Below are 20,358 nucleotides of genomic sequence, written 5' to 3'. Positions count from 1 at the left end.
ATGAATGAAAGTTATTGCATTTTAGGTAATCCTAATGTAGGTAAAACATCTCTATTCAATGCATTGACAGGATCTTATGAGTACGTTGGGAATTGGAGCGGTGTGACGGTCGAGAAAAAAGTAGGTAAATTAAAAGAAAATCTAGGACAATTAATAGATTTACCTGGTGTATACGATCTTTCACCAATCACTAAAGATGAAACAGTTGTTACAGAATTTCTGATGGAAACATCATTTACTGGAATGATTAATATTATTGATACTAGTCAAATTAAAAGAAATCTGCAATTAACTGTTCAATTGCTAGAACTCAATGTTCCTATAATTATTGGTTTAAACATGATGGATGTAGCTATTCAACATGGTTTAAAGATTAATTATGACACTCTAATGAGAAAGTTAAAAGTACCTATTTTTCCTATAGTAGCAAGAAAAGCTAAAGGTACAAACACTTTATTGCATGAACTTCAATTCTTGAAATCTGATCAAAGACAACACTTCAAAATTGATTATGGCAATGAGATTGAAGAAGCTATCGAACGACTTAGCTCAATTATCAAGAGAGAAACGTCGTATCCAAATGAACGAATACGTTTTATAGCAATTCAATATTTGCTTGATAATGTCAAAATTAACGAAGAATTAGGGGCTGAGTTGATTAATCTTCTAGAGCCCATAAAAAAAAAACTTAGATAAACACTCTAATATGTGCGTACGCGAACGTATAGAAGCTATAAGAGAAGCATTTATAGATAATATCTTAAAAAATGTTGTTGAATATCCGGAAGAAGAAAAACAATTTTTCACAGCTAAATTAGATAAAATTATTATGAATAAATATTTAGGAATTCCAATATTCTTAGGTATTATATGGCTAATATTTCAAACCACTTTCACATGGGTGGGCACGCCTTTATCTGATAAAATGGAAGATTTCATCGGTGGTCAATTAACCGATTGGATAAAACTACTGATGCAACAATTGCATCTATTACCGTTTCTTCAAGACTTAATTACTGATGGTATTATTGCTGGAGTAGGTTCAGTATTAGTATTTATTCCTCAAATCGTAGTTTTATTCTTCTTTATTTCATTGCTCGAAGATTCAGGTTATATGGCTAGGATTGCCGTATTGATGGATAAGACTATGGAATCCATTGGTTTAAGTGGAAAGTCGTTTATTCCTATGATTATTGGCTTTGGATGTAATGTTCCAAGTATTATGGCTGCGCGTAGTATTGAAAATGAAAAAGAGCGACTTATTACTATTTTAATCGCGCCATTTATGTCGTGTTCAGCACGGTTACCCGTCTATGCTTTGTTCGTAGGTGTATTCTTTAAAGAATACCAATCACTTATCGTACTTAGTTTATATTTAATTGGCATTCTGATTGCTCTTTTAGTGAGTACTTTTATGAATAAATTTATTTTGAAAAATGAAGACTCGGTTTTTATCGTGGAATTACCAACATATCGTGTACCTTCAATTAGAACGTTATGGCGTAGTACATGGGAAAAGGCAAAAGGCTTTGTGAAAAAAGCAGGTACATTTATTTTCGGTGGTTCAGTAGTGATTTGGGCTTTAACTTATATGGGCCCTAATGGATTTAATGTGAAAATTAATCAAAGTTTTATGCACATACTTGGAGAAGTTTTTGCTCCTATTATTGCTCCTTTAGGTTTTGGAACTTGGCAGGCAGGAGCAACATTGATACCAGGCTTTTTAGCAAAAGAGGTTATTATTAGTTCAATGGCTATACTTTATTCATCCAATGAGAATGGTTTAGTCAATGTGATTCAACACCAATTCACTCCAATTTCAGCATATGCGTTTATGATATTTATACTATTATATGTACCTTGTATCTCTACGGTCGCCACTATTAGAAAAGAAACATGCTCTTGGAAATGGACACTTATTGCTGTCATCTATCCAGTATTAACAGCCTACATTTTAACATTAATGTTTTATCAAGTTAGCCATTTATTTACGTAAGGAAGTGATTCTATGTATGTATTATTAAACATTTTAATTATCGCAGTTATTGTAAGCTATACGGTGTATACATTATTTAAGTTCTTTAAACGATCTAAAGCAGGTCAATGTGGAAGTTGTAAATCGCAATGTCATTGCAATACCTCTTCTTCTAAAAAGTCTTCGCCATCATAGAACTAAAAAAATCCTCCTCAAATAAGAACTTCTCTACTCATTTTAATAAATAAGAGTAGGGAAGTTTTTTATATTAAGTAAATATTGAGTTATTATTAATTTACTTTTCTAATGATTAAACTTTTTAAAAAGTGATATATTATATGTAACTATTTTTTTAGAATGTAAATTTTTATTAATATGGAGGATTTAATAAATGAAAGGTAGCAAGAAACTAGATAGCTTACTAGAGGATAATAAGAAGAAATTAAAAAAGTTATTTAAATATGATAAAAAAGAAGCTTTGGCTTTCACAAAAGAAGATCGTGAGAAAGTCAAAGATAAGTATGGGGTTTATGTTATTTTTGATCAAAAGAAACCAGTTTACGTAGGACAAACTGGTGGGTACTCAACGACTTATAAACCTATAAATAAAGACTTATACACTAAATTAGGACAATATAACTCTCATTCAGATAGTGGTACAACAAAGTTTAGAAAAGGGTTTGCCCAAAGTAAAAACTTAGATCAATCTGATTTAAAAAGTATCACTGCTCAAGAACATAGTTTAACTTTCCAATATATTAAAGTTAAAGATGAACCTGCCTTTATAAATATTTTAGAACTTGTCGCTTTAGAGTATGCGAAAGATAAAGGTTATGAACTATATAATTTTGAATAATTAATTTTTATGATATGTGAAAAGCTGAGGCATTTATTTATTGCCTCAGCTTTTAAAGTATTCAACTTATGTTTATTAAAATTATTACGATTCACTAGTATATTAAAACAAACTTAAGAATGCTATCACCACACAACCTTCATTCAGATTGATTTTTTAATTCATCTTTATATAGGCGTCTATAATAATTAGATAATTTGAGATCATGTATAAATGAGATAATTGGTCGTGCTGTCATTTGAAGACTACCGATAACAAAGAGGACTGTGCCGGCTATCATTGTTTTATCGCTAAAGAAGAGAAAGCTTCCAACCAGAAATATTAAACCTAACATGATATCATTAATTTGATACAGTGCTTTGTAAAAAGTAGTAATTTCATTGGCATGGTTTTGACTTTTAGGACTTAAGTTATTTTTATTAAAATGAAGATCTACATCGTTTTTATGCTGAATCATATTATTACCTCCACTATGTTTATTGAGTTAAAAATTCCCATTCAATAATAGAGTTAAACTTAGCAATCGTATTATATGATAAAGGAGTTATTGAAATGCAATATCAAACGAAATTTCAATCCCCACTAGGTGAACTGCAATTAATTAGTGATGGTTCTGCACTTACGCATCTTTTATATCCGAACCAACATATAGAAAATGTTAAAACAAAAGGGGACTTACCACTATTTCAAAAAGTGACTCAGTGGCTAGAAAAATATTTTGAAGGTAATCATCCAGTTATAGATTTTACATTAGCACCACATGGAAGCGACTTTCAGCGTGAGGTCTGGGATGAGTTAATAAAAATAGCATATGGAGACTTAGAAACATATGGAAACATTGCAAAAAGTGTTGGTCAAAAGTTAGGTAAGCCAAAAATGTCTGCTCAAGCTGTAGGAGGGGCAGTAGGTCGTAATCCGATTTCTATCATCATACCTTGTCATCGTGTGGTAGGTAAGGATGGAAGTTTAACAGGTTACGGTGGCACGATAGATAATAAAATTAAATTGCTAGAAATTGAAAATGTTGATATGTCTCAGCTTTATAGACCGAAATATAGTACAAAGCCATAAAGAAAGCTTGGGAGTCTTAGGTAAGACTTCCAAGCTTTTAATATTTGTCCATGATTTATTCTGCAATATGATATTCACGAATATCGTCATTAATGTCTTTTAAGTAGAAGAGATTATTGTCTTTATCTGATTGTTCAATGTCGTGATTGAATTCTAAATCATCAAAACGTTTAAAGAATGATTCGTATTCTTCGACGGAAACTTCTGTACGATTGTTTAACAATGCTTTGTGTCCTTCAATGTCTAGATGTTTTTCGAAACCGTCTACAAGTGTTGCACTGAAGAATTCGCCAACAGAACCTGAGCCATAACTAAATAAACCAATTGTTTGACCACCTTTAAGGTCACGTGTTTCTAGTAATGAAATTAAACTTAAGTATAATGAACCAGTATAGATGTTGCCAACATAACGGTTATAATATACTGCATCTTCATATCCTGATTTTAAGCGTTCTTGTGTAGTTTCATCAGCATTATCAATGATAGAATCTAAAGCTTTTTTACCCATTTTGGTGAAAGGTACATGGAAGCAAAGTGATTCGAAATCAGATAGTGTTTTACCTTGACGACGTGCATATTCATTCCAGCTTTCTTGGAATGATTTAATGTAAGCGTCTTTAGATAGTGCACCTGCAACGAGTGGGTATTTGTGACCTGTAGGACGCCAGAAGTCGTAAACATCTTCGGTATAAGCAACTGCATCATCGTTTAATGTTAATATGCTAGGCTCATGAGAAATCATCATTGCTACAGCACCAGCCCCTTGAGTAGGTTCTCCGCCTGAGTTAATACCATAACGTGCAGTATCACTTGCGATAACTAGAACTTTCTCGTTGGGACGTTGTGCAAGATAGTCTTTAGCAAGTTGGATTGCAGGAGTTGCAGCATAACATGCTTCTTTCATTTCAAAGCAACGTGCGAAGGGGTGAATACCTAATAAATTATGGATTTGAACTGCTGCAGCTTTGGCATTATCAATAGCAGATTCAGTTGCTACAATTACCATTCCAATATTCTTTTTATCTTCGTTTGTTATAATATCTTTAGCAGCATTAGCACCCATCGATACGATATCTTGGTTGACAGGACTTACTGCCATTTCAGTTTGTCCGATTCCTATTAAGAATTTATTTGGATCAACTTGGCGTGCTTCTGCAAGCTTTGCCATGTCTACATAATATTTTGGTACATAAAAGTTTATTTTATCGATACCTATGTTCATAAGGCGAATCATCCTTTCAGTTTTAAAGTAGCATTAGTATCATATCAAACCAATACAATGTTATACAATGAAATATAACAGAATATTTCATCAAAGTATAATAGAAATGTAAGCGTTTTACACGATGAATTGTTATCATTAAATTAATCGTCTATATGGTATGATTGGAAATTTAATTTTCCGGAAAATAAATATTTAAAAGTTTAAAATAACTTGAAAGATACATATAAAAGGAGTTTACTCATGAAAAGTTTAGAAAAAGGATTTAGACATTTATCTCGAGAGGATAAATTAAAGCAATTAGTCGAGTATGGATGGCTCAGTACTGATAATTATGATTCATTACTTAGTCATCCTCTTATTAATGAAGAAGTGGCAAATAGTTTGATTGAGAATGTAATTGGTCAAGGCACTCTACCAGTTGGACTATTACCTAAAATTATTGTTGATGATAAAGAATATGTGGTGCCAATGATGGTTGAAGAGCCTTCAGTAGTGGCTGCCGCAAGTTATGGAGCGAAACTTGTTAACCAAAGTGGTGGCTTTAAAACAATCTCAAGTCAAAGATTAATGATCGGTCAAATTGTGTTTGACGATATTGAAGATACAGAACAATTATCTAAAGATATCCAAGCACTTGAACCACAAATACATCAAATTGCTGATGAGGCTTATCCATCTATTAAAGAACGTGGGGGCGGTTACCAACGTATTGAAATAGATACGTTCCCTGAGCAACATTTACTATCATTGAAAGTATATGTTGATACTAAAGATGCGATGGGCGCTAATATGTTAAATACAATTCTTGAAGCAATCACTGCTCATCTTAAAAACGAATTCCCTGAAAAAGATGTTTTAATGAGTATTTTATCTAATCACGCGACGGCTTCAGTAGTTAAAGTGCAAGGCGAAATAGATGTTAACGATTTAAATAGAGGTGAGAGAAGTGGCGAAGAGGTAGCACACCGTATGGAACGTGCCTCAGTATTAGCTCAAGTTGATATTCATCGTGCAGCTACTCACAACAAAGGTGTAATGAATGGTATTCACGCAGTAGTTCTTGCTACAGGTAACGATACAAGAGGTGCTGAAGCGAGTGCACACGCATATGCTAGTCGTGATGGTCAATATAGAGGAATTGCGACATGGAAATATGATAAAGAACGTGGAAAATTAATCGGTACAATTGAAGTACCTATGACCTTGGCGATTGTGGGTGGTGGCACGAAGGTATTACCTATTGCAAAAGCTTCGCTCGATTTACTCAATGTAGCGTCAGCCCAAGAGTTAGGTCATGTTGTAGCTGCAGTCGGTTTAGCTCAAAACTTTTCAGCTTGTCGTGCGCTTGTATCAGAAGGTATACAGCAAGGACATATGAGCTTACAATATAAATCATTAGCAATTGTTGTTGGAGCACAAGGAGAAGAAATTGCTAAAGTTGCGGAAGCATTGAAACATGAAACACGCGCTAATACAGCTAAATCTAAAGAAATTTTAGAAGAATTACGTCAATCATAATTAAAAAGCCATCAAACGGGTAATGAATTCCATAAGTAAATGTTGATATGGTTTCATACTTGTTTGATGGCTTATTTTATATTAATAAATATAATTATAATGACGTGCTGATGATTTACTAATAATACGTGTTCCGTAACCTAAAGGAACATTATAATTATACTCTGAGATTTTAATGCTTCCACTATTGTATACTTTCTCTACAATTGCCACGTGCCCATAATAACCTGCAGTAGATTGCATAACAGCGTATTTTTTTGGTTTGTGTCCCGTTGAGTAACCTGAACGGCGTGCGTTATAGTACCAGTTCCTAGCATTTCCCCATCTATTAGAAACAGGTTTACCTAATTGAACTCGACGTTTATAGGCCCACCAAGTGCATTGATGTTTGCTGTAATAATTATATGAAGCAGCGTGTGATACGTGCGTATGTTCTATAGTTTGATATGTTAAAGTTCCAGTGAACATGATTCCAGTAGCGATAATAATACGTGATAATAATTTTTTAAGTTTCATTGCTTCTCCCCAAAAAATGTATTTATTTTTTAACCGTATATATAATAATCTTTAAAAATACGTAATACAATATAAGAAATGAATTGTACAAGCAAATGTAATGTTCTTGAAATATTGTATTTCATTTTGTAATAAAGTTAATATTGTATGCAATTTACAATGAAAAAGACGCCCCGTAGGACGTCTTGCGAGATGATTAACTCCATGCATTCATGTATAAAGAATATGTTAAACGTAATGTATTAACGGTCATTATACATTTTGGGTGAATTGGTTGAAAACAGCAAGTGCGCGTTTGATCACTGTCACAGGTATGTTTTCAGGACATGGATTATTTCGAAAATATGTCAATATTTCACTATGGCTCTTCACTTCTTTAGGAAAATTGATATCTTGATTAATCCAATCAACCAATTCACCTAACGGTGTGTCATCACCATGGAAACTTTGCATAAATTCGTAAAAGCTCAATTCCTCACCTCAAAAAATGTAATATGAGCCACAGACATTGTAACATATTTTAATTATTTAAAAATACTTGTTAATTAAGAATTTTGACTATGCAATTCTTTTAGGAAAATTATTAATCGCTAAAAAGGTCAATCATATTGTATAATTAATATATTATTTATAAAAAAGGGGGATATGCGTGGACATTAAACACATGAAATATTTCGTCGAAGTCGTAAAACAAGGTGGAATGACAAACGCATCTAAATCTTTATACATCGCTCAGCCTACAATAAGTAAAGCAATTAAAGATATCGAAGCAGAAATGGCTGTCCCCTTATTCGATAGAAGTAAAAGAAATTTAGTACTTACAGATGCTGGGAAAATTTTCTTCAATAAATGTAAAGAAATTATTTCTTTATATGATAACTTGCCTACAGAAATTAATAGTCTGTATGGGTTAGAAACAGGGCATATTAACATTAGTATGTCTGCAGTTATGAGTATGCGTAAATTTATAGGGATTTTGGGTGATTTTCATCAATTATATCCAAATATTACTTATAATCTTATCGAAAGTGGAGGGAAAACCACAGAGAACCTCATCTTAAATGATGAAGTGGATATCGGTGTAACGACTTTACCGGTCGATCATCATTTATTTGAATCTATTTCACTCAATAAAGAAGATTTAAGAGTAGTATTACATAGGGAACATCCATTAGCTTATAAAACTAAAATTAAGATGGAAGAACTCGCTGAAGAGAATTTTATACTATTTAATGAAGATTTTTATTTGAATGATAAAATTATCGAAAATGCTAAAAACGCTGGGTTCGTTCCTAATATGGCTTCTCAAATTTCACAATGGAACGTTATCGAGAATCTCATCATCAATAAGTTAGGAATTACAATATTACCCGCAACTATCTCAGAGTTATTAAATGATGATGTGAAAATGATTCAACTCGAAAATGCTAATACAGAATGGGAACTTGGGGTAGTGTGGAAAAAAGATAAGCGTTTAAGTCATGCGACAAATAAATGGATAGAGTTCTTAAAAGAAAAATTGACTGAACAAAAGTAGAGTAATATGTTCGCCTCAATTGTAATTGATTATTAAGACTACAATAGCCAGTTCATATCTTTTATTTATGAGTTGGCTATTGAGTCATCATAAATTTGTGTTTTTACGTTTCAAACCAATGCTAATAACAGTTGGTGATTAAGAACTTAAGAATTGAGTATGATATGTAAACGGTTTCATAGATTAGAGGAATAGAAAACATTCTTAAAATGTATTTTTACTATAGAAGAGTCAGTATTATAATAGTAAATAACACTGAAAAAAGTTAGTAACAATTTAGACACAATTTGATAGAAAGGGATGTTAACTATGTATAGGGCTAAATTTTTGGTTAAGTTAGTACTTCAACTTGCACTGATATTACTGATTACCTATATAGGAACAGAAGTGCAGAAATTATTACACATCCCCCTAGCAGGTAGTATAGTTGGTTTAATATTGTTCTTCTTACTTTTACAGTTTAAGATTATTCCAGAAAGTTGGATTGATGTAGGGGCTAATTTCTTACTCAAGACAATGGTATTTTTCTTTATCCCATCAGTGGTAGGTATTATGGATGTAGCTTCTGATATAACGTTAAATTATGTATTATTCTTTATCGTAATTATTATAGGTACATGTGTAGTTGCTTTATCTTCAGGCTTTATAGCTGAAAAAATGGTAGGAAAAGACAAAATAACTAAAGGGACAGATCAGTCATGAATGATTATTTACAAGCCGTTCTCATGATATTATTAACAGTCATTTTGTACTATGGTTCTAAGCGACTCCAAGATAAATATAAAAATCCATTATTAAACCCTGCGCTGATAGCATCAATTGGGATAATAATTATACTATTAGTTTTCGGAGTAAGTTACAAAGGGTATATGAAAGGTGGTACATGGATTAACCATGTATTAAATGCAACAGTCGTCTGTCTTGCTTATCCACTATATGAAAACAGACACAAAATAAAGAAATATCTGTCTATCATTTTTGCAAGCGTACTGACTGGTGTACTTCTTAATTTTGTGTTAGTATTTACAACGTTGAAAATCTTTGGTTATTCTAAAGACACGATTGTCACCCTGTTACCAAGATCAATCACTGCAGCAGTTGGTATTGAAGTTTCCCAAGAATTGGGAGGCACAGATACAATGACTGTACTCTTTATTATAACTACAGGTTTAATCGGCAGTATTTTAGGTTCAATGTTATTGCGTATGGGAGGTTTCAAATCCTCTATTGCTAGAGGATTAACTTATGGAAATGCTTCACACGCCTTCGGTACTGCAAAAGCATTGGAATTAGATATAGAATCAGGAGCATTTAGTTCTATTGGTATGATTCTCACGGCTGTCATAAGTTCAGTCTTAATACCAATACTGATTTTAGTGTTTTACTAAAGGGAAAGATGTACTCGTATACTAGAAAGGGAGGCTATTTGTAAAAATGGCAAAAATTAAAGCAAATGAAGCATTAGTTAAAGCATTACAAGCTTGGGATATTGACCACTTATATGGTATTCCAGGTGACTCAATTGACGCAGTAGTAGATAGCTTACGTACAGTAAGAGATCAATTTAAATTCTACCACGTTCGTCACGAAGAAGTAGCAAGTTTAGCTGCTGGTAGTTACACAAAAATGACAGGTAAAATTGGTGTTGCATTAAGTATCGGTGGACCTGGTTTAGTTCACTTATTAAACGGTATGTATGATGCTAAAATGGACAACGTTCCTCAATTAATTTTATCAGGTCAAACTAATAGTACTTTATTAGGTACTAAAGCATTCCAAGAAACTAATCTTTCTAAATTATGTGAAGACGTTGCTGTATACAACCACCAAATCCAAAAAGGTGACAATGTATTTGAAATCGTTAATGAAGCAATCCGTACAGCTTATGAGAAAAAAGGTGTAGCGGTAGTTATTTGTCCTAACGACTTATTAACTCAAAAAATTAAAGATACTACAAACCGTGCAGTAGATACTACTAAACCTAAACCAGTATCTCCTAAATTCAAGAGCATTAAAAAAGCTGCTAAATTAATTGATAAAGCTAAAAAACCAGTAATGATTATTGGTATGGGTACTCAACACGCTAAAGATGAATTACGCGAATTTATCGAAGCTGCTAAAATCCCAGTAATTCACACATTACCAGCTAAAACAATCTTACCTGATGATCATCCATACAGCATTGGTAACTTAGGTAAAATTGGTACTAAAACATCTTACCAAACAATCCAAGATGCTGATTTATTAATCATGGCTGGTACAAACTATCCTTACGTAGACTATCTACCTAAGAAAAACATCAAAGCTATCCAAATTGATACAAACGAAGCTAACTTAGGTCATCGTTTCAACATCAATGTTGGTATTTTAGGCGACAGTAAAGTTGCTTTCCATCAACTAACTGAAAATATTAAACACGTTGCTAAACGTCAATTCTTAGATAAAACATTAGAACGTAAAGCTGTTTGGGATAAATGGATGGAACAAGATAAAAATAATAACAAATCACCATTACGTCCAGAACGCTTAATGAAAGCAATCAATGCTAACTTAAAAGATGATGCTATTATCTCAGCAGACGTTGGTACTGCTACAGTTTGGTCAACTCGTTACCTAAACTTATCAGTTAATAACAAATTCATCATCTCAAGTTGGTTAGGTACTATGGGTTGCGGTCTTCCAGGTGCTATGGCAGCTAAAATTGCTTACCCTAACCGTCAAGCTGTTGCTATCGCTGGTGACGGTGCATTCCAAATGGTAATGCAAGACTTCGCAACTGCAGTTCAATATGATTTACCAATGACTGTATTCGTATTAAACAATAAACAATTATCATTCATTAAATATGAACAACAAGCTGCTGGTGAATTAGAATATGCGATTGATTTCTCTGATATGGATCACGCTAAATTCGCTGAAGCTGCTGGTGGTAAAGGTTATGTTGTTAGAGATGCTAGTCGTTTAGACGATATCGTTGAAGAAGCTATGGCTCAAGACGTTCCAACTATCGTAGACGTACACGTTGATCCTAACGCTGCACCATTACCAGGTAAAATCGTTAACGAAGAAGCATTAGGTTATAGTAGATGGGCTTACAGATCAATCACTGAAGATAAAAACTTAGACTTTGATCAAATCCCACCAATCTCTGTAGCAGCTAAACGTTTCTTATAATAGATGATTTACAGAACTCGACTTATTAAGTCGGGTTCTTTTTATATAAAAAATAAAAAAATTGTCTTGTAAACGCTTTATTAACTGTGTATACTTAGTGTAAATAAATATTAAATATTGCGTGTTACTGGTTATGCAGGCATGAGCAAATGAGGTTTACCATCTTTTTGAGTTATTAAAGAAAATGATGGTCTTGTTTGTTCATGTCTTTTTTTATGCCATTACATGTATCAACTATAGATGGAGAGGAATGTTTAATATGTTTAAAAAGCTATTTGGGCAGTTACAACGTATTGGTAAAGCATTAATGCTACCAGTAGCAATATTACCTGCTGCCGGAATCTTGCTTGCATTTGGTAATGCAATGCATAATGAACAACTTGTTCACCTTGCACCGTGGTTAAACCATCCTGTGTTTGTAGCAATTTCTTCAGTTATGGAAGCTTCAGGACAAGTGGTTTTTGACAATTTACCATTATTATTTGCAATCGGAACAGCACTTGGTTTAGCAGGAGGAGACGGTGTAGCAGCACTTGCAGCACTAGTAGGTTACCTTATTATGAATGCGACAATGGGTAAAGTTCTACATATCACTATTGATGATATATTCTCATACGCAAATGGTGCTAAGGAATTAAGCCAAGCAGCTAAAGATCCTGCTAATGCATTAATTCTTGGAATTCCGACACTTCAAACAGGTGTATTCGGTGGTATTATCATGGGGGCCTTAGCTGCATGGTGTTATAACAAATTTTATAACATTACATTACCAGCATTCTTAGGTTTCTTTGCAGGGAAGCGTTTTGTACCTATCGTGACATCAGTTGTCGCAATTGCGACAGGTATCATATTAAGTTTTGTTTGGCCGCCTATTCAAGATGGTTTAAATGGTCTTTCAAACTTCTTATTGAATAAGAATTTAACTTTAACTACGTTTATTTTTGGGATTATTGAGCGATCACTTATTCCATTCGGTCTGCATCACATTTTCTATGCACCATTTTGGTTTGAATTTGGCCATTATACAAATCACGCTGGAGATTTAGTACGTGGGGACCAAAGAATTTGGATGGCACAATTGAAAGATGGCGTGCCATTTACAGCTGGCGCATTTACTACAGGTAAATATCCATTCATGATGTTTGGTTTACCAGCGGCAGCATTCGCCATTTATAAAAATGCTCGCCCAGAACGTAAGAAAGTTGTTGGAGGTTTAATGTTATCAGCAGCTTTAACTTCTTTCTTAACAGGTATTACTGAACCATTAGAGTTCTCATTCTTATTTGTGGCACCCATTTTATATGTGATTCATGTGTTTTTAGCAGGTACTTCTTTCTTGGTCATGCACTTGTTAGGTGTAAAAATAGGTATGACTTTCTCAGGAGGGTTTATTGATTATATTTTATACGGTTTACTTAACTGGCATCGCACAAACGCGCTTTGGGTTATTCCAGTAGGTATTGTGTATGCGATTGTGTATTATTTCTTATTTGATTTTGCAATTAGAAAATTTAAATTAAAAACACCTGGTCGTGAAGATAAAGAACAAGAGATACGCAATTCAAGTGTTGCTAAATTACCATTTGATGTATTAGATGCTATGGGCGGTAAAGAAAATATTAAACATCTAGATGCTTGTATTACACGTCTTAGAGTTGAAGTCGCAGATAAATCGAAGGTAGACGTTCAAGGATTGAAAGCGTTAGGTGCCTCTGGAGTTCTAGAAGTAGGAAATAACATGCAAGCTATATTTGGCCCAAAATCAGATCAAATTAAGCATGACATGGCAAAGATTATGAGTGGAGAAATTACTAAACCTAGTGAGACAACAGTAACTGAAGAGATTTCTGATGAACCAGTTCATGTAGAAGACGTCATTGAAACTGAAATTTATTCACCTGGACATGGTCAAATGATTCCATTAACGGATGTTCCGGATAAAGTTTTCTCTGAAAAAATGATGGGCGATGGCGTAGGTTTCATTCCTGAAAAAGGCGAAATTGTAGCACCATTTGATGGTACAGTGAAAACCATCTTCCCAACGAAACATGCGATTGGTTTAGAATCAGATACAGGTGTAGAAGTCTTAATTCACATTGGTATCGATACAGTTAAATTGAATGGACAGGGCTTTGAAAGCTTTGTTCAAGCTGATGAAACTGTAACACAAGGTCAACCTTTAATGAAAATTGATTTAGCTTATCTAAAAGATAACGCACCAAGTATTGTTACGCCGGTAATTATCACAAATTTAGGTGATAAAACATTAACAATTGAAGATGTTAAATCTGTAGATCCAGGAAAAGTTATAATGAAAATTTAATAACACATAATTGGTAGTGCATATTTTTGAGATTTCAAAGATGTGCACTTTTTTTGTATAACATTGACAACGGTAACAATAAATAGCAATGTAGTAATGTAAGTTACATAAATGTTATCACTAAAGCTGGAGGTCAAGAGTATGTGTGATTCTAAAATAAACAAGAATTCTAGAGTTAGACATCAAGGGAACAAGATAATCAATGTTCTCATTTACGTAATAATGATAGTCGTAATACAAGTTCCTGTGGGTTTATCACTTGTTGCACTTCCATTATCTTTAAGACTGAATGATTGGTATACAATAGCGATGAGTATGTTTATTCTAGGAATTACACTTTTAATCATTTAGGGGATAAGATCCTATTATTTATATCGTACTTATGAATATCAAGATTTTAAGATGAGTATTAAAGATATCTTTATCAATATTGGTTTTTTCTTTCTCGTAATTCTCTGTAGTATTAGTGCGAATGCTTTAATGTTTATTTTTACAGGTAATTCAAACACACAAAATCAGGAAACAATAGATGACAGTTTAAGTTCACTTATGGATAAAAGCCATTTACCTCATCCCACTATTGTATTAGTAACCGTATTGTGTCTTTGTATCATAGGACCATATTTAGAAGAATTGGTATTTAGAGGAATCTTTAAGGAAACTTTATTTATGAAATGCCGCTTTTGGCTACCCTTAATTTTCTCATCATTGATATTCAGCTCTCAACACCTATCATCAAATATATTTTCTTATGCAATTTATTTTTTAATGGGAATTATTCTCTATATTGCTTATGATAGAAGGCGAAACTTGAAGGACAGTATGATGGTACATATATTTAACAATTCTTTAACAACGCTACCTTTTTTAATTATTTACTTATATTTCTATTTTAAATAATAATGAAAGTTTTGATTTAGCAAAAAGCATTTAATTCAAACTTGGTCATCTGTCACATAATGATTAAGTAAGAATTAAATGCTTATTTTTTTAGTGTATAAAAATTAGTGTATAAAAAAGGGTATATTATACTGGAGTAATATCATTCTCTATAAGTAACTTAATTGCTTTATGGTCAGTTGCATTTCTAAATAATTCGTAGGCATTTTCAATATCACTTAATTTACTATAATGTGTAACTAATTGTTCAGGCTGAATAATTTTACTTTTTAAAGCTTCTAACAATTCTTCAGTTGTATTACCAGAAACTAATCCTGTGGTTACATTGATATTTTTAATCCAAAGTTTGTCTATATCAAATTGAACAGGTAGACCATGAACGCCGACGTTCGCAATCGTACCATCGACACCAATGAGTTTTTGACATAAGTCAAATGTTTGTGGGATACCTACTGCCTCAATGGCTACATCTACACCGCGAGGATTTAATTCTTTCACTTTTTGTATAGCCTCTTCGACATTTTTAGAATTAATTAAATGCGTTGCACCAAGAGAGCGGGCTGTTTGTAATCGGTTATCGTCTAAATCAATCATGATTATTTTAGAAGGAGAGAAGAATTGTGCAGTTAACAGTGTAGCTAAACCAACTGGACCAGCACCTACTATTGCAACAGTGCTTCCTGGTTTGACCTTTCCTTTTAATACACCAATTTCATAACCTGTTGGTAAAATGTCTGATAGCATTACAAGTGCTTCATCAGGTAAAGAAGCGGGTGCATGATATAAAGAGTTATCTGCGAAAGGAACTTTAACATACTCAGCTTGAGTACCATTGATTAAGTGCCCAAGAATCCATCCGCCATCATTTTCACAATGAGCGTATATACCTTTTTTACAGTAGTAACACTTACCACATGAAGAAACAGCAGATACGATAACTTTATCACCGACTCTAAAGTTATTAACGTTGCTACCAACAGATTCTACAATACCAATACCTTCATGACCTAAAGTTGTATTTTCAGTAACTTCAGGAGTATCTCCTTTAATAATATGTAAATCAGTTCCACAAATTGTTGTTTTAACCATTCTTATAATAGCATCAGTACTTTCAGTAATTTCTGGTTTTTCTTTATCAATGAGTTCAGCCACTCCGGGTTTAACATAGTTGTATGCTTTCATTAGCAAAACCTCCTAATATTGTGAATATTTTCACAATAATTATACCATGCTTCTTGTAAGCGGTTTAAGTCATCTTTATGACAAATAGTAAATTTACTCATATTAATCTTAATCAGTTTATCTAAATGAAAATCTGTAAATAACGTTGTAAAATAAAATTGAATATAGTAAAGGAGAATGAGTTATGAATCATGAAGGTAAATTAGTAGCTGAGAAACAGATAGAAGTGAATAATTACGATATTGATGCTATGGGTATTGTTAGTAATATTGTTTATGTCAGATGGTTTGAAGACTTACGAACAGTATTTATTAATCAATATATGAATTACTCAGAGATGATTAAGAATCACATTTCACCAATCCTTATGAAAACTGAAATTGAATATAAAGTGCCTATAACGATTCACGATCGCCCAGTGGGTAGATGTTGGCTTGTTCAAGCTAGTAAATTGAAATGGGTTTTTAAATTTGAAATCGCGTCTGGTGATAAAGTGCATTGCGTAGGGTCTCAAATGGGTGGATTTTATGATTTAGATAGAGAAAAAATCACAAAAATGCCACAAGTATTTCAAGATATTCTTAAAAATTAAATAAAAACTTTGCTAAAAGAAAAGTTTTAATTAATAATAATAGAAAATAAAAGGAAGGTGATGACCATGACTCAAACATTACAAAGTATTTATGCATTTAACCAGTTTATTCAATCTAATGAACTATCAGTTATCCATGTTATGAGAGATCATTGTAGCGTTTGTCATGCTGTCCTTCCACAACTTCAAGACTTATTACAAGAATATCCTTTTGCAAAATTAGGTGTCGTCAATCAATCTCATGTAGAGGAGATTGCTGGAGAATTATCAATTTTTACAGTACCGGTAGATTTAATTTTCTTAAATGGTAAGGAAATGCATAGACAAGGACGTTTTATCGATATGCAATCGTTTGAACATCAACTTAAGTTAATGCATGATTCTCTTAAATAAAGAAATGGGACAATTTTTGTTTCATTTCTTTTTTTATTTAAACTTCATTGATTGGGTAGACTAAAACTTAGTGTTATTATTAGAGACGTGTGACTTTTTCAAGAATAAGAAAAATCAAACATATAAAAAATGAAAACACTTGGAGGAGGCTCAAATGGAGAAAAAACGTCGTCAAGAACACTTTAAAAACGTTATTTTTTGTTTACTAGGGACGTTAATTATTGCATTAGGAGTCAATTGCTTTGTTATTCCTGGTAATTTAGGTGAAGGTGGAGCAATTGGTCTATCGCTTATTTTGAACTATACATTAGGTATTTCACCGGCGCTAAGTTCATTTATTATTAACGCTATTTTAATTGTTGTAGGATGGAAATTTTTAAGCCGAACGACTGCTATATACACTGCAATAACTATTACAGCGAGTTCTATTTTCCTAGATTTAACAGAGCATTTTGGATTAGGTATTCATGAAAACTTTATCAATTCTGTTTTCGCTGGTTTACTCATCGGTATTGGCACAGGACTTGTTATTGCTGCTCAAAGTACATTAGGCGGAACATCAGTTATTGCTAGAATTATAAGTAAATATTCAGAAGTAAAAACCTCTCAAGCATTATTAATTTTAGATGCTTTAGTCGTGCTATCCTTCCTTCTTGTCTTACCGGTTTCAAATGTACTTTATACAATTGTTATGCTATTCATAGTGGAGAAAGCAATGGCTTTTGTAGTAGAAGGTTTTAATCCTAAGAAGGCTGTGACAGTGATTTCTGAATACAATAGACAAATAAGCTCTGACATATACCAAGCAACTGGCAGAGGGTCAACATTATTAAGTGGTAAAGGCGCTTATCAGCAAAACAATACAGATGTATTATACGCTGTTGTTTCACAAAGTCAGATTGGTACTGTGAAGAAGATTGTTAATTCTTATGACGAAAGTGCCTTCCTCGTTATACACGATGTGCGTGATGTCTTAGGTAATGGTTTTATTAATACTAAATAATTAATCTTCTTATTTAATTAGGGACTGTTGAAGTCATTTACTCAAAGTTTTTCTATTTTTGATTTAAAATGGTATTAAATAGAAAATGAGGAGGTCGACTTTCAGATGTTGAGAAAATTAGCAACCATTATAGGATCCACTATTGTCGGCACAATTTTATATGCAAGAGTCAAAGAAAAGAGAAGTTATAAGAGCTTTTTACTAGAAAAAATGATTCGCATGTCTGGAATGAAAAAAACGTTTGAAAATGTACAAGATGCAGAAAAAGCTCTAGAGGAAACGAAATACGAAACAGCGGGTAAATATAGTGGAACAGATTATGAATTTAGTCATGGAGTTCAAATTAAAGACTACGATGGTTCCTTAGTTTATATCGTCAATGATGAAGGACAACGCGATCAACGTACTATTTTGTATATACACGGTGGAGCATGGTTTCAGGACCCATTAGATTATCATTTTGAATACATGGATTTATTGGCTGATTCGCTAAATGCGAAGGTTGTTATGCCAATTTATCCAAAAATTCCACATAGGGATTATCGTACTACATTTGAATTACTGACAAAGCTGTATCATCATTTGCTAAATAAAATAGATGATTCAAAACAAATGATAATAATGGGGGATTCTGCTGGTGGACAAATTGCATTAGCGTTTGCTCAACAGCTTAAAAAAGATAGTGAACCACAACCAAGCCATATTGTATTAATTTCACCTGTTTTAGATGCAACATTTAGTAATCCAGAAGCTCGAAAATATGAAAAAGAAGATCCAATGTTGGGTATTGAAGGTAGTAAATATTTAGTCAATTTATGGGCTGGCGATGCACCTTTAGATCATTACAAATTATCACCAATGTATGGAGATTTAGAGGGTTTGGGGCATATTACTATAACAACGGGTACGAAAGAAACATTGTATCCAGATGCTGTTAAATTCTCAACTATGTTGAATGAAAAGGGTGTTAATCACGAATTTATACCAGGTTATAGCTTGTTCCATATTTATCCTATTTTTCCTATTCCAGAACGAGAACGCTTCTTAGAACAATTAAAGCGTATTATCCTAAAATAATTTCGATAAGTTAAAAGCTCACATGAGAAAAATCACTCATTATGGTATTTCCTCATGTGAGTTTTTTAAATTTTAGTGGCTGGTAATCATTTTAGTTGTCGATATTGGGTTGCTTTTTCAAAGAAAGAACTAAAATAAGAACGACTATGATAATAATTCCTAATATTTGAAAAGCCTTAAATGATACACCTAGAAATAAACCACTTGCTACAACTGCAACTACAGGTTCTATCGTACCAAATAACGTTGTTTCTTTAGCTGATAGATATTTCAAGCTATCAATAAATAGATAATATGCTAGAGCAGTGCCTCCAATAATTCCAAATATTAAATAAAGAAACGTGGACACATGCCATTGAGTCATACTGACGTTCCAAATAGGATGACGTAAAGTCATAATTATACCGGAAATAATCATTGCCCAACCAACGACTAAAATGGAGGCATATTTATTCAATAATTTTTCCGCATAGATAGTGTAAAATGCTAGAGCTAATCCGGCCAAGATTCCCCAAAATAAGCTTGAAGGGGCAACAATTAATTTAGAAAGTGAACCATTTGTTAAGAGCAGAAATGTACCGATAAGTGTCAAGAGTACAACAACTATATCAAATGCCCTTAGCTTTTCTTTACCTCTGAATGCAAACCATAGAATGATATATACAGGCGCAATATATTGTAATAAAGTAGCGACTGCTGCATTACCTTCATTAATTGATGCCATGTAAGCATATTGAACGATTAACATGCCAAAGAGACTATAAATTATCAAAGTAATCACGTGAGATACACGAGTAAAAATGACAAATATGGATTGTCTAGAATTCATTATTTTAAACATGACTAATAAAAATAAACCGCTAATTATTAATCTTGTAGTTACATACCAGTCTACATTGATTCCTGCATGCTTAAATAGAAAATCTGAAACAGTTCCCCCTAATCCCCATAAGCTTGCCCCTATAATAGCGAATAAGATACCTTTTAATCTCGATTGTTTATAACCTTTCAATTCG

Annotated in this window: 19 protein-coding genes and 2 pseudogenes; 15 read left to right on the top strand and 6 right to left on the bottom strand. The window is 33.0% G+C overall.

Annotated features, from left to right (window positions below; translation table 11 throughout):
- The 3 genes and pseudogenes from feoB (at position 1) to MHI13_RS20275 (ending at position 2,831) form a co-directional block, all read left to right on the top strand.
- Positions 1-1,996: pseudogene (feoB, locus tag MHI13_RS20285) on the top strand (ferrous iron transport protein B).
- Between the two features lie 12 nt (positions 1,997-2,008).
- Positions 2,009-2,170, top strand: coding sequence for a FeoB-associated Cys-rich membrane protein (locus MHI13_RS20280; RefSeq protein WP_023351110.1), 162 nt, complete (start codon positions 2,009-2,011; stop codon positions 2,168-2,170).
- Between the two features lie 196 nt (positions 2,171-2,366).
- A complete protein-coding gene (locus tag MHI13_RS20275; RefSeq protein ID WP_002469886.1) occupies positions 2,367-2,831 on the top strand; it encodes a hypothetical protein in 465 nt (154 codons plus the stop codon).
- 139 nt (positions 2,832-2,970) lie between these two features.
- Here the strand turns inward: MHI13_RS20275 and MHI13_RS20270 are convergent, their stop codons facing one another.
- Positions 2,971-3,288 (bottom strand): YrhK family protein, encoded by a 318-nt coding sequence (locus tag MHI13_RS20270; RefSeq protein ID WP_064210155.1) that lies wholly within the window; start codon positions 3,286-3,288, stop codon positions 2,971-2,973.
- 95 nt (positions 3,289-3,383) lie between these two features.
- Here MHI13_RS20270 and MHI13_RS20265 point away from each other — a divergent pair, with 95 nt between their 5' ends.
- Complete coding sequence (locus MHI13_RS20265; RefSeq protein WP_002432684.1) at positions 3,384-3,902, top strand: methylated-DNA--[protein]-cysteine S-methyltransferase; 519 nt, start codon at positions 3,384-3,386, stop codon at positions 3,900-3,902.
- Positions 3,903-3,957: 55 nt separating this feature from the next.
- Here the strand turns inward: MHI13_RS20265 and MHI13_RS20260 are convergent, their stop codons facing one another.
- Positions 3,958-5,124 carry a hydroxymethylglutaryl-CoA synthase gene (locus tag MHI13_RS20260; protein WP_064210156.1) on the bottom strand — a complete coding sequence of 389 codons (1,167 nt, stop codon included), beginning with the start codon at positions 5,122-5,124 and terminating at the stop codon, positions 3,958-3,960.
- Between the two features lie 213 nt (positions 5,125-5,337).
- Here MHI13_RS20260 and MHI13_RS20255 point away from each other — a divergent pair, with 213 nt between their 5' ends.
- The gene (locus MHI13_RS20255; RefSeq protein WP_275477990.1) at positions 5,338-6,645 is read left to right on the top strand and encodes a hydroxymethylglutaryl-CoA reductase, degradative; all 1,308 of its coding nucleotides are present in this window, start codon (positions 5,338-5,340) and stop codon (positions 6,643-6,645) included.
- An 81-nt stretch (positions 6,646-6,726) separates the two neighbouring features.
- Here MHI13_RS20255 and MHI13_RS20250 read toward each other — a convergent pair whose 3' ends face one another.
- Together MHI13_RS20250 and MHI13_RS20245 are read right to left on the bottom strand one after the other, a co-directional pair.
- The gene (locus MHI13_RS20250) at positions 6,727-7,161 is read right to left on the bottom strand and encodes a CHAP domain-containing protein (RefSeq protein WP_002432351.1); all 435 of its coding nucleotides are present in this window, start codon (positions 7,159-7,161) and stop codon (positions 6,727-6,729) included.
- Positions 7,162-7,413: 252 nt separating this feature from the next.
- Entirely contained in the window at positions 7,414-7,632 is a 219-nt protein-coding gene (locus MHI13_RS20245) for a sterile alpha motif-like domain-containing protein (protein WP_002432484.1), read from the bottom strand.
- A gap of 178 nt (positions 7,633-7,810) precedes the next feature.
- On the opposite strand from MHI13_RS20245, the gene cidR reads away from it, so the two are divergent.
- The 6 genes and pseudogenes from cidR to MHI13_RS20215 all read left to right on the top strand — a co-directional run bounded on the left by cidR (position 7,811) and on the right by MHI13_RS20215 (position 15,095).
- The gene (gene cidR / locus MHI13_RS20240; protein ID WP_002432609.1) at positions 7,811-8,698 is read left to right on the top strand and encodes a cidABC operon transcriptional activator CidR; all 888 of its coding nucleotides are present in this window, start codon (positions 7,811-7,813) and stop codon (positions 8,696-8,698) included.
- Positions 8,699-9,007: 309 nt separating this feature from the next.
- Positions 9,008-9,400, top strand: a complete 393-nt coding sequence (locus MHI13_RS20235) for a CidA/LrgA family protein (RefSeq protein ID WP_016898577.1) — start codon at positions 9,008-9,010, stop codon at positions 9,398-9,400.
- The gene (locus tag MHI13_RS20230) at positions 9,397-10,086 is read left to right on the top strand and encodes an LrgB family protein (RefSeq protein WP_002432680.1); all 690 of its coding nucleotides are present in this window, start codon (positions 9,397-9,399) and stop codon (positions 10,084-10,086) included. The genes MHI13_RS20235 and MHI13_RS20230 overlap by 4 nt, the downstream gene beginning before the upstream one ends.
- A 46-nt stretch (positions 10,087-10,132) precedes the next feature.
- Positions 10,133-11,872, top strand: coding sequence for a pyruvate oxidase (locus MHI13_RS20225; RefSeq protein ID WP_002432716.1), 1,740 nt, complete (start codon positions 10,133-10,135; stop codon positions 11,870-11,872).
- Between the two features lie 259 nt (positions 11,873-12,131).
- Positions 12,132-14,195 carry a glucose-specific PTS transporter subunit IIBC gene (gene ptsG, locus MHI13_RS20220; protein WP_037579311.1) on the top strand — a complete coding sequence of 688 codons (2,064 nt, stop codon included), beginning with the start codon at positions 12,132-12,134 and terminating at the stop codon, positions 14,193-14,195.
- A gap of 141 nt (positions 14,196-14,336) precedes the next feature.
- Positions 14,337-15,095 (top strand): annotated as a pseudogene (locus MHI13_RS20215) (lysostaphin resistance A-like protein).
- A 126-nt stretch (positions 15,096-15,221) separates the two neighbouring features.
- Here MHI13_RS20215 and MHI13_RS20210 read toward each other — a convergent pair.
- Positions 15,222-16,277 carry a zinc-dependent alcohol dehydrogenase family protein gene (locus tag MHI13_RS20210; RefSeq protein WP_002432333.1) on the bottom strand — a complete coding sequence of 352 codons (1,056 nt, stop codon included), beginning with the start codon at positions 16,275-16,277 and terminating at the stop codon, positions 15,222-15,224.
- Between the two features lie 184 nt (positions 16,278-16,461).
- On the opposite strand from MHI13_RS20210, the gene MHI13_RS20205 reads away from it, so the two are divergent.
- The 4 genes from MHI13_RS20205 (at position 16,462) to MHI13_RS20190 (ending at position 19,342) form a co-directional block, all read left to right on the top strand.
- Positions 16,462-16,869, top strand: coding sequence for an acyl-CoA thioesterase (locus tag MHI13_RS20205; protein ID WP_002432935.1), 408 nt, complete (start codon positions 16,462-16,464; stop codon positions 16,867-16,869).
- A 66-nt stretch (positions 16,870-16,935) separates the two neighbouring features.
- Positions 16,936-17,262, top strand: coding sequence for a thioredoxin family protein (locus MHI13_RS20200; protein WP_002432490.1), 327 nt, complete (start codon positions 16,936-16,938; stop codon positions 17,260-17,262).
- Between the two features lie 154 nt (positions 17,263-17,416).
- Positions 17,417-18,265 (top strand): YitT family protein, encoded by an 849-nt coding sequence (locus tag MHI13_RS20195; protein WP_002432918.1) that lies wholly within the window; start codon positions 17,417-17,419, stop codon positions 18,263-18,265.
- Between the two features lie 105 nt (positions 18,266-18,370).
- Positions 18,371-19,342, top strand: coding sequence for an alpha/beta hydrolase fold domain-containing protein (locus MHI13_RS20190; protein WP_002432780.1), 972 nt, complete (start codon positions 18,371-18,373; stop codon positions 19,340-19,342).
- A gap of 91 nt (positions 19,343-19,433) precedes the next feature.
- On the opposite strand, the gene MHI13_RS20185 is transcribed toward MHI13_RS20190, so the two are convergent.
- Positions 19,434-20,354, bottom strand: a complete 921-nt coding sequence (locus MHI13_RS20185; RefSeq protein ID WP_002432287.1) for a DMT family transporter — start codon at positions 20,352-20,354, stop codon at positions 19,434-19,436.
- Positions 20,355-20,358: the final 4 nt, after the last annotated feature.

This window comes from Staphylococcus sp. FSL K6-0223, assembly GCF_038008285.1.
Note: the sequence above shows the minus strand (reverse complement) of the source record. Positions and strands in the feature narration are given on the sequence as shown.

Bases quoted from the DNA above. Each gene is read 5' to 3' on its own strand.
- MHI13_RS20280 (WP_023351110.1), top strand. From the start codon at position 2,009: ATGTATGTATTATTAAACATTTTAATTATCGCAGTTATTGTAAGCTAT.
- MHI13_RS20275 (WP_002469886.1), top strand. From the start codon at position 2,367: ATGAAAGGTAGCAAGAAACTAGATAGCTTACTAGAGGATAATAAGAAG.
- MHI13_RS20270 (WP_064210155.1), bottom strand. From the start codon at position 3,288: ATGATTCAGCATAAAAACGATGTAGATCTTCATTTTAATAAAAATAAC.
- MHI13_RS20265 (WP_002432684.1), top strand. From the start codon at position 3,384: ATGCAATATCAAACGAAATTTCAATCCCCACTAGGTGAACTGCAATTA.
- MHI13_RS20260 (WP_064210156.1), bottom strand. From the start codon at position 5,124: ATGAACATAGGTATCGATAAAATAAACTTTTATGTACCAAAATATTAT.
- MHI13_RS20250 (WP_002432351.1), bottom strand. From the start codon at position 7,161: ATGAAACTTAAAAAATTATTATCACGTATTATTATCGCTACTGGAATC.
- MHI13_RS20235 (WP_016898577.1), top strand. From the start codon at position 9,008: ATGTATAGGGCTAAATTTTTGGTTAAGTTAGTACTTCAACTTGCACTG.
- MHI13_RS20230 (WP_002432680.1), top strand. From the start codon at position 9,397: ATGAATGATTATTTACAAGCCGTTCTCATGATATTATTAACAGTCATT.
- MHI13_RS20225 (WP_002432716.1), top strand. From the start codon at position 10,133: ATGGCAAAAATTAAAGCAAATGAAGCATTAGTTAAAGCATTACAAGCT.
- ptsG (WP_037579311.1), top strand. From the start codon at position 12,132: ATGTTTAAAAAGCTATTTGGGCAGTTACAACGTATTGGTAAAGCATTA.
- MHI13_RS20210 (WP_002432333.1), bottom strand. From the start codon at position 16,277: ATGAAAGCATACAACTATGTTAAACCCGGAGTGGCTGAACTCATTGAT.
- MHI13_RS20205 (WP_002432935.1), top strand. From the start codon at position 16,462: ATGAATCATGAAGGTAAATTAGTAGCTGAGAAACAGATAGAAGTGAAT.
- MHI13_RS20200 (WP_002432490.1), top strand. From the start codon at position 16,936: ATGACTCAAACATTACAAAGTATTTATGCATTTAACCAGTTTATTCAA.
- MHI13_RS20195 (WP_002432918.1), top strand. From the start codon at position 17,417: ATGGAGAAAAAACGTCGTCAAGAACACTTTAAAAACGTTATTTTTTGT.
- MHI13_RS20190 (WP_002432780.1), top strand. From the start codon at position 18,371: ATGTTGAGAAAATTAGCAACCATTATAGGATCCACTATTGTCGGCACA.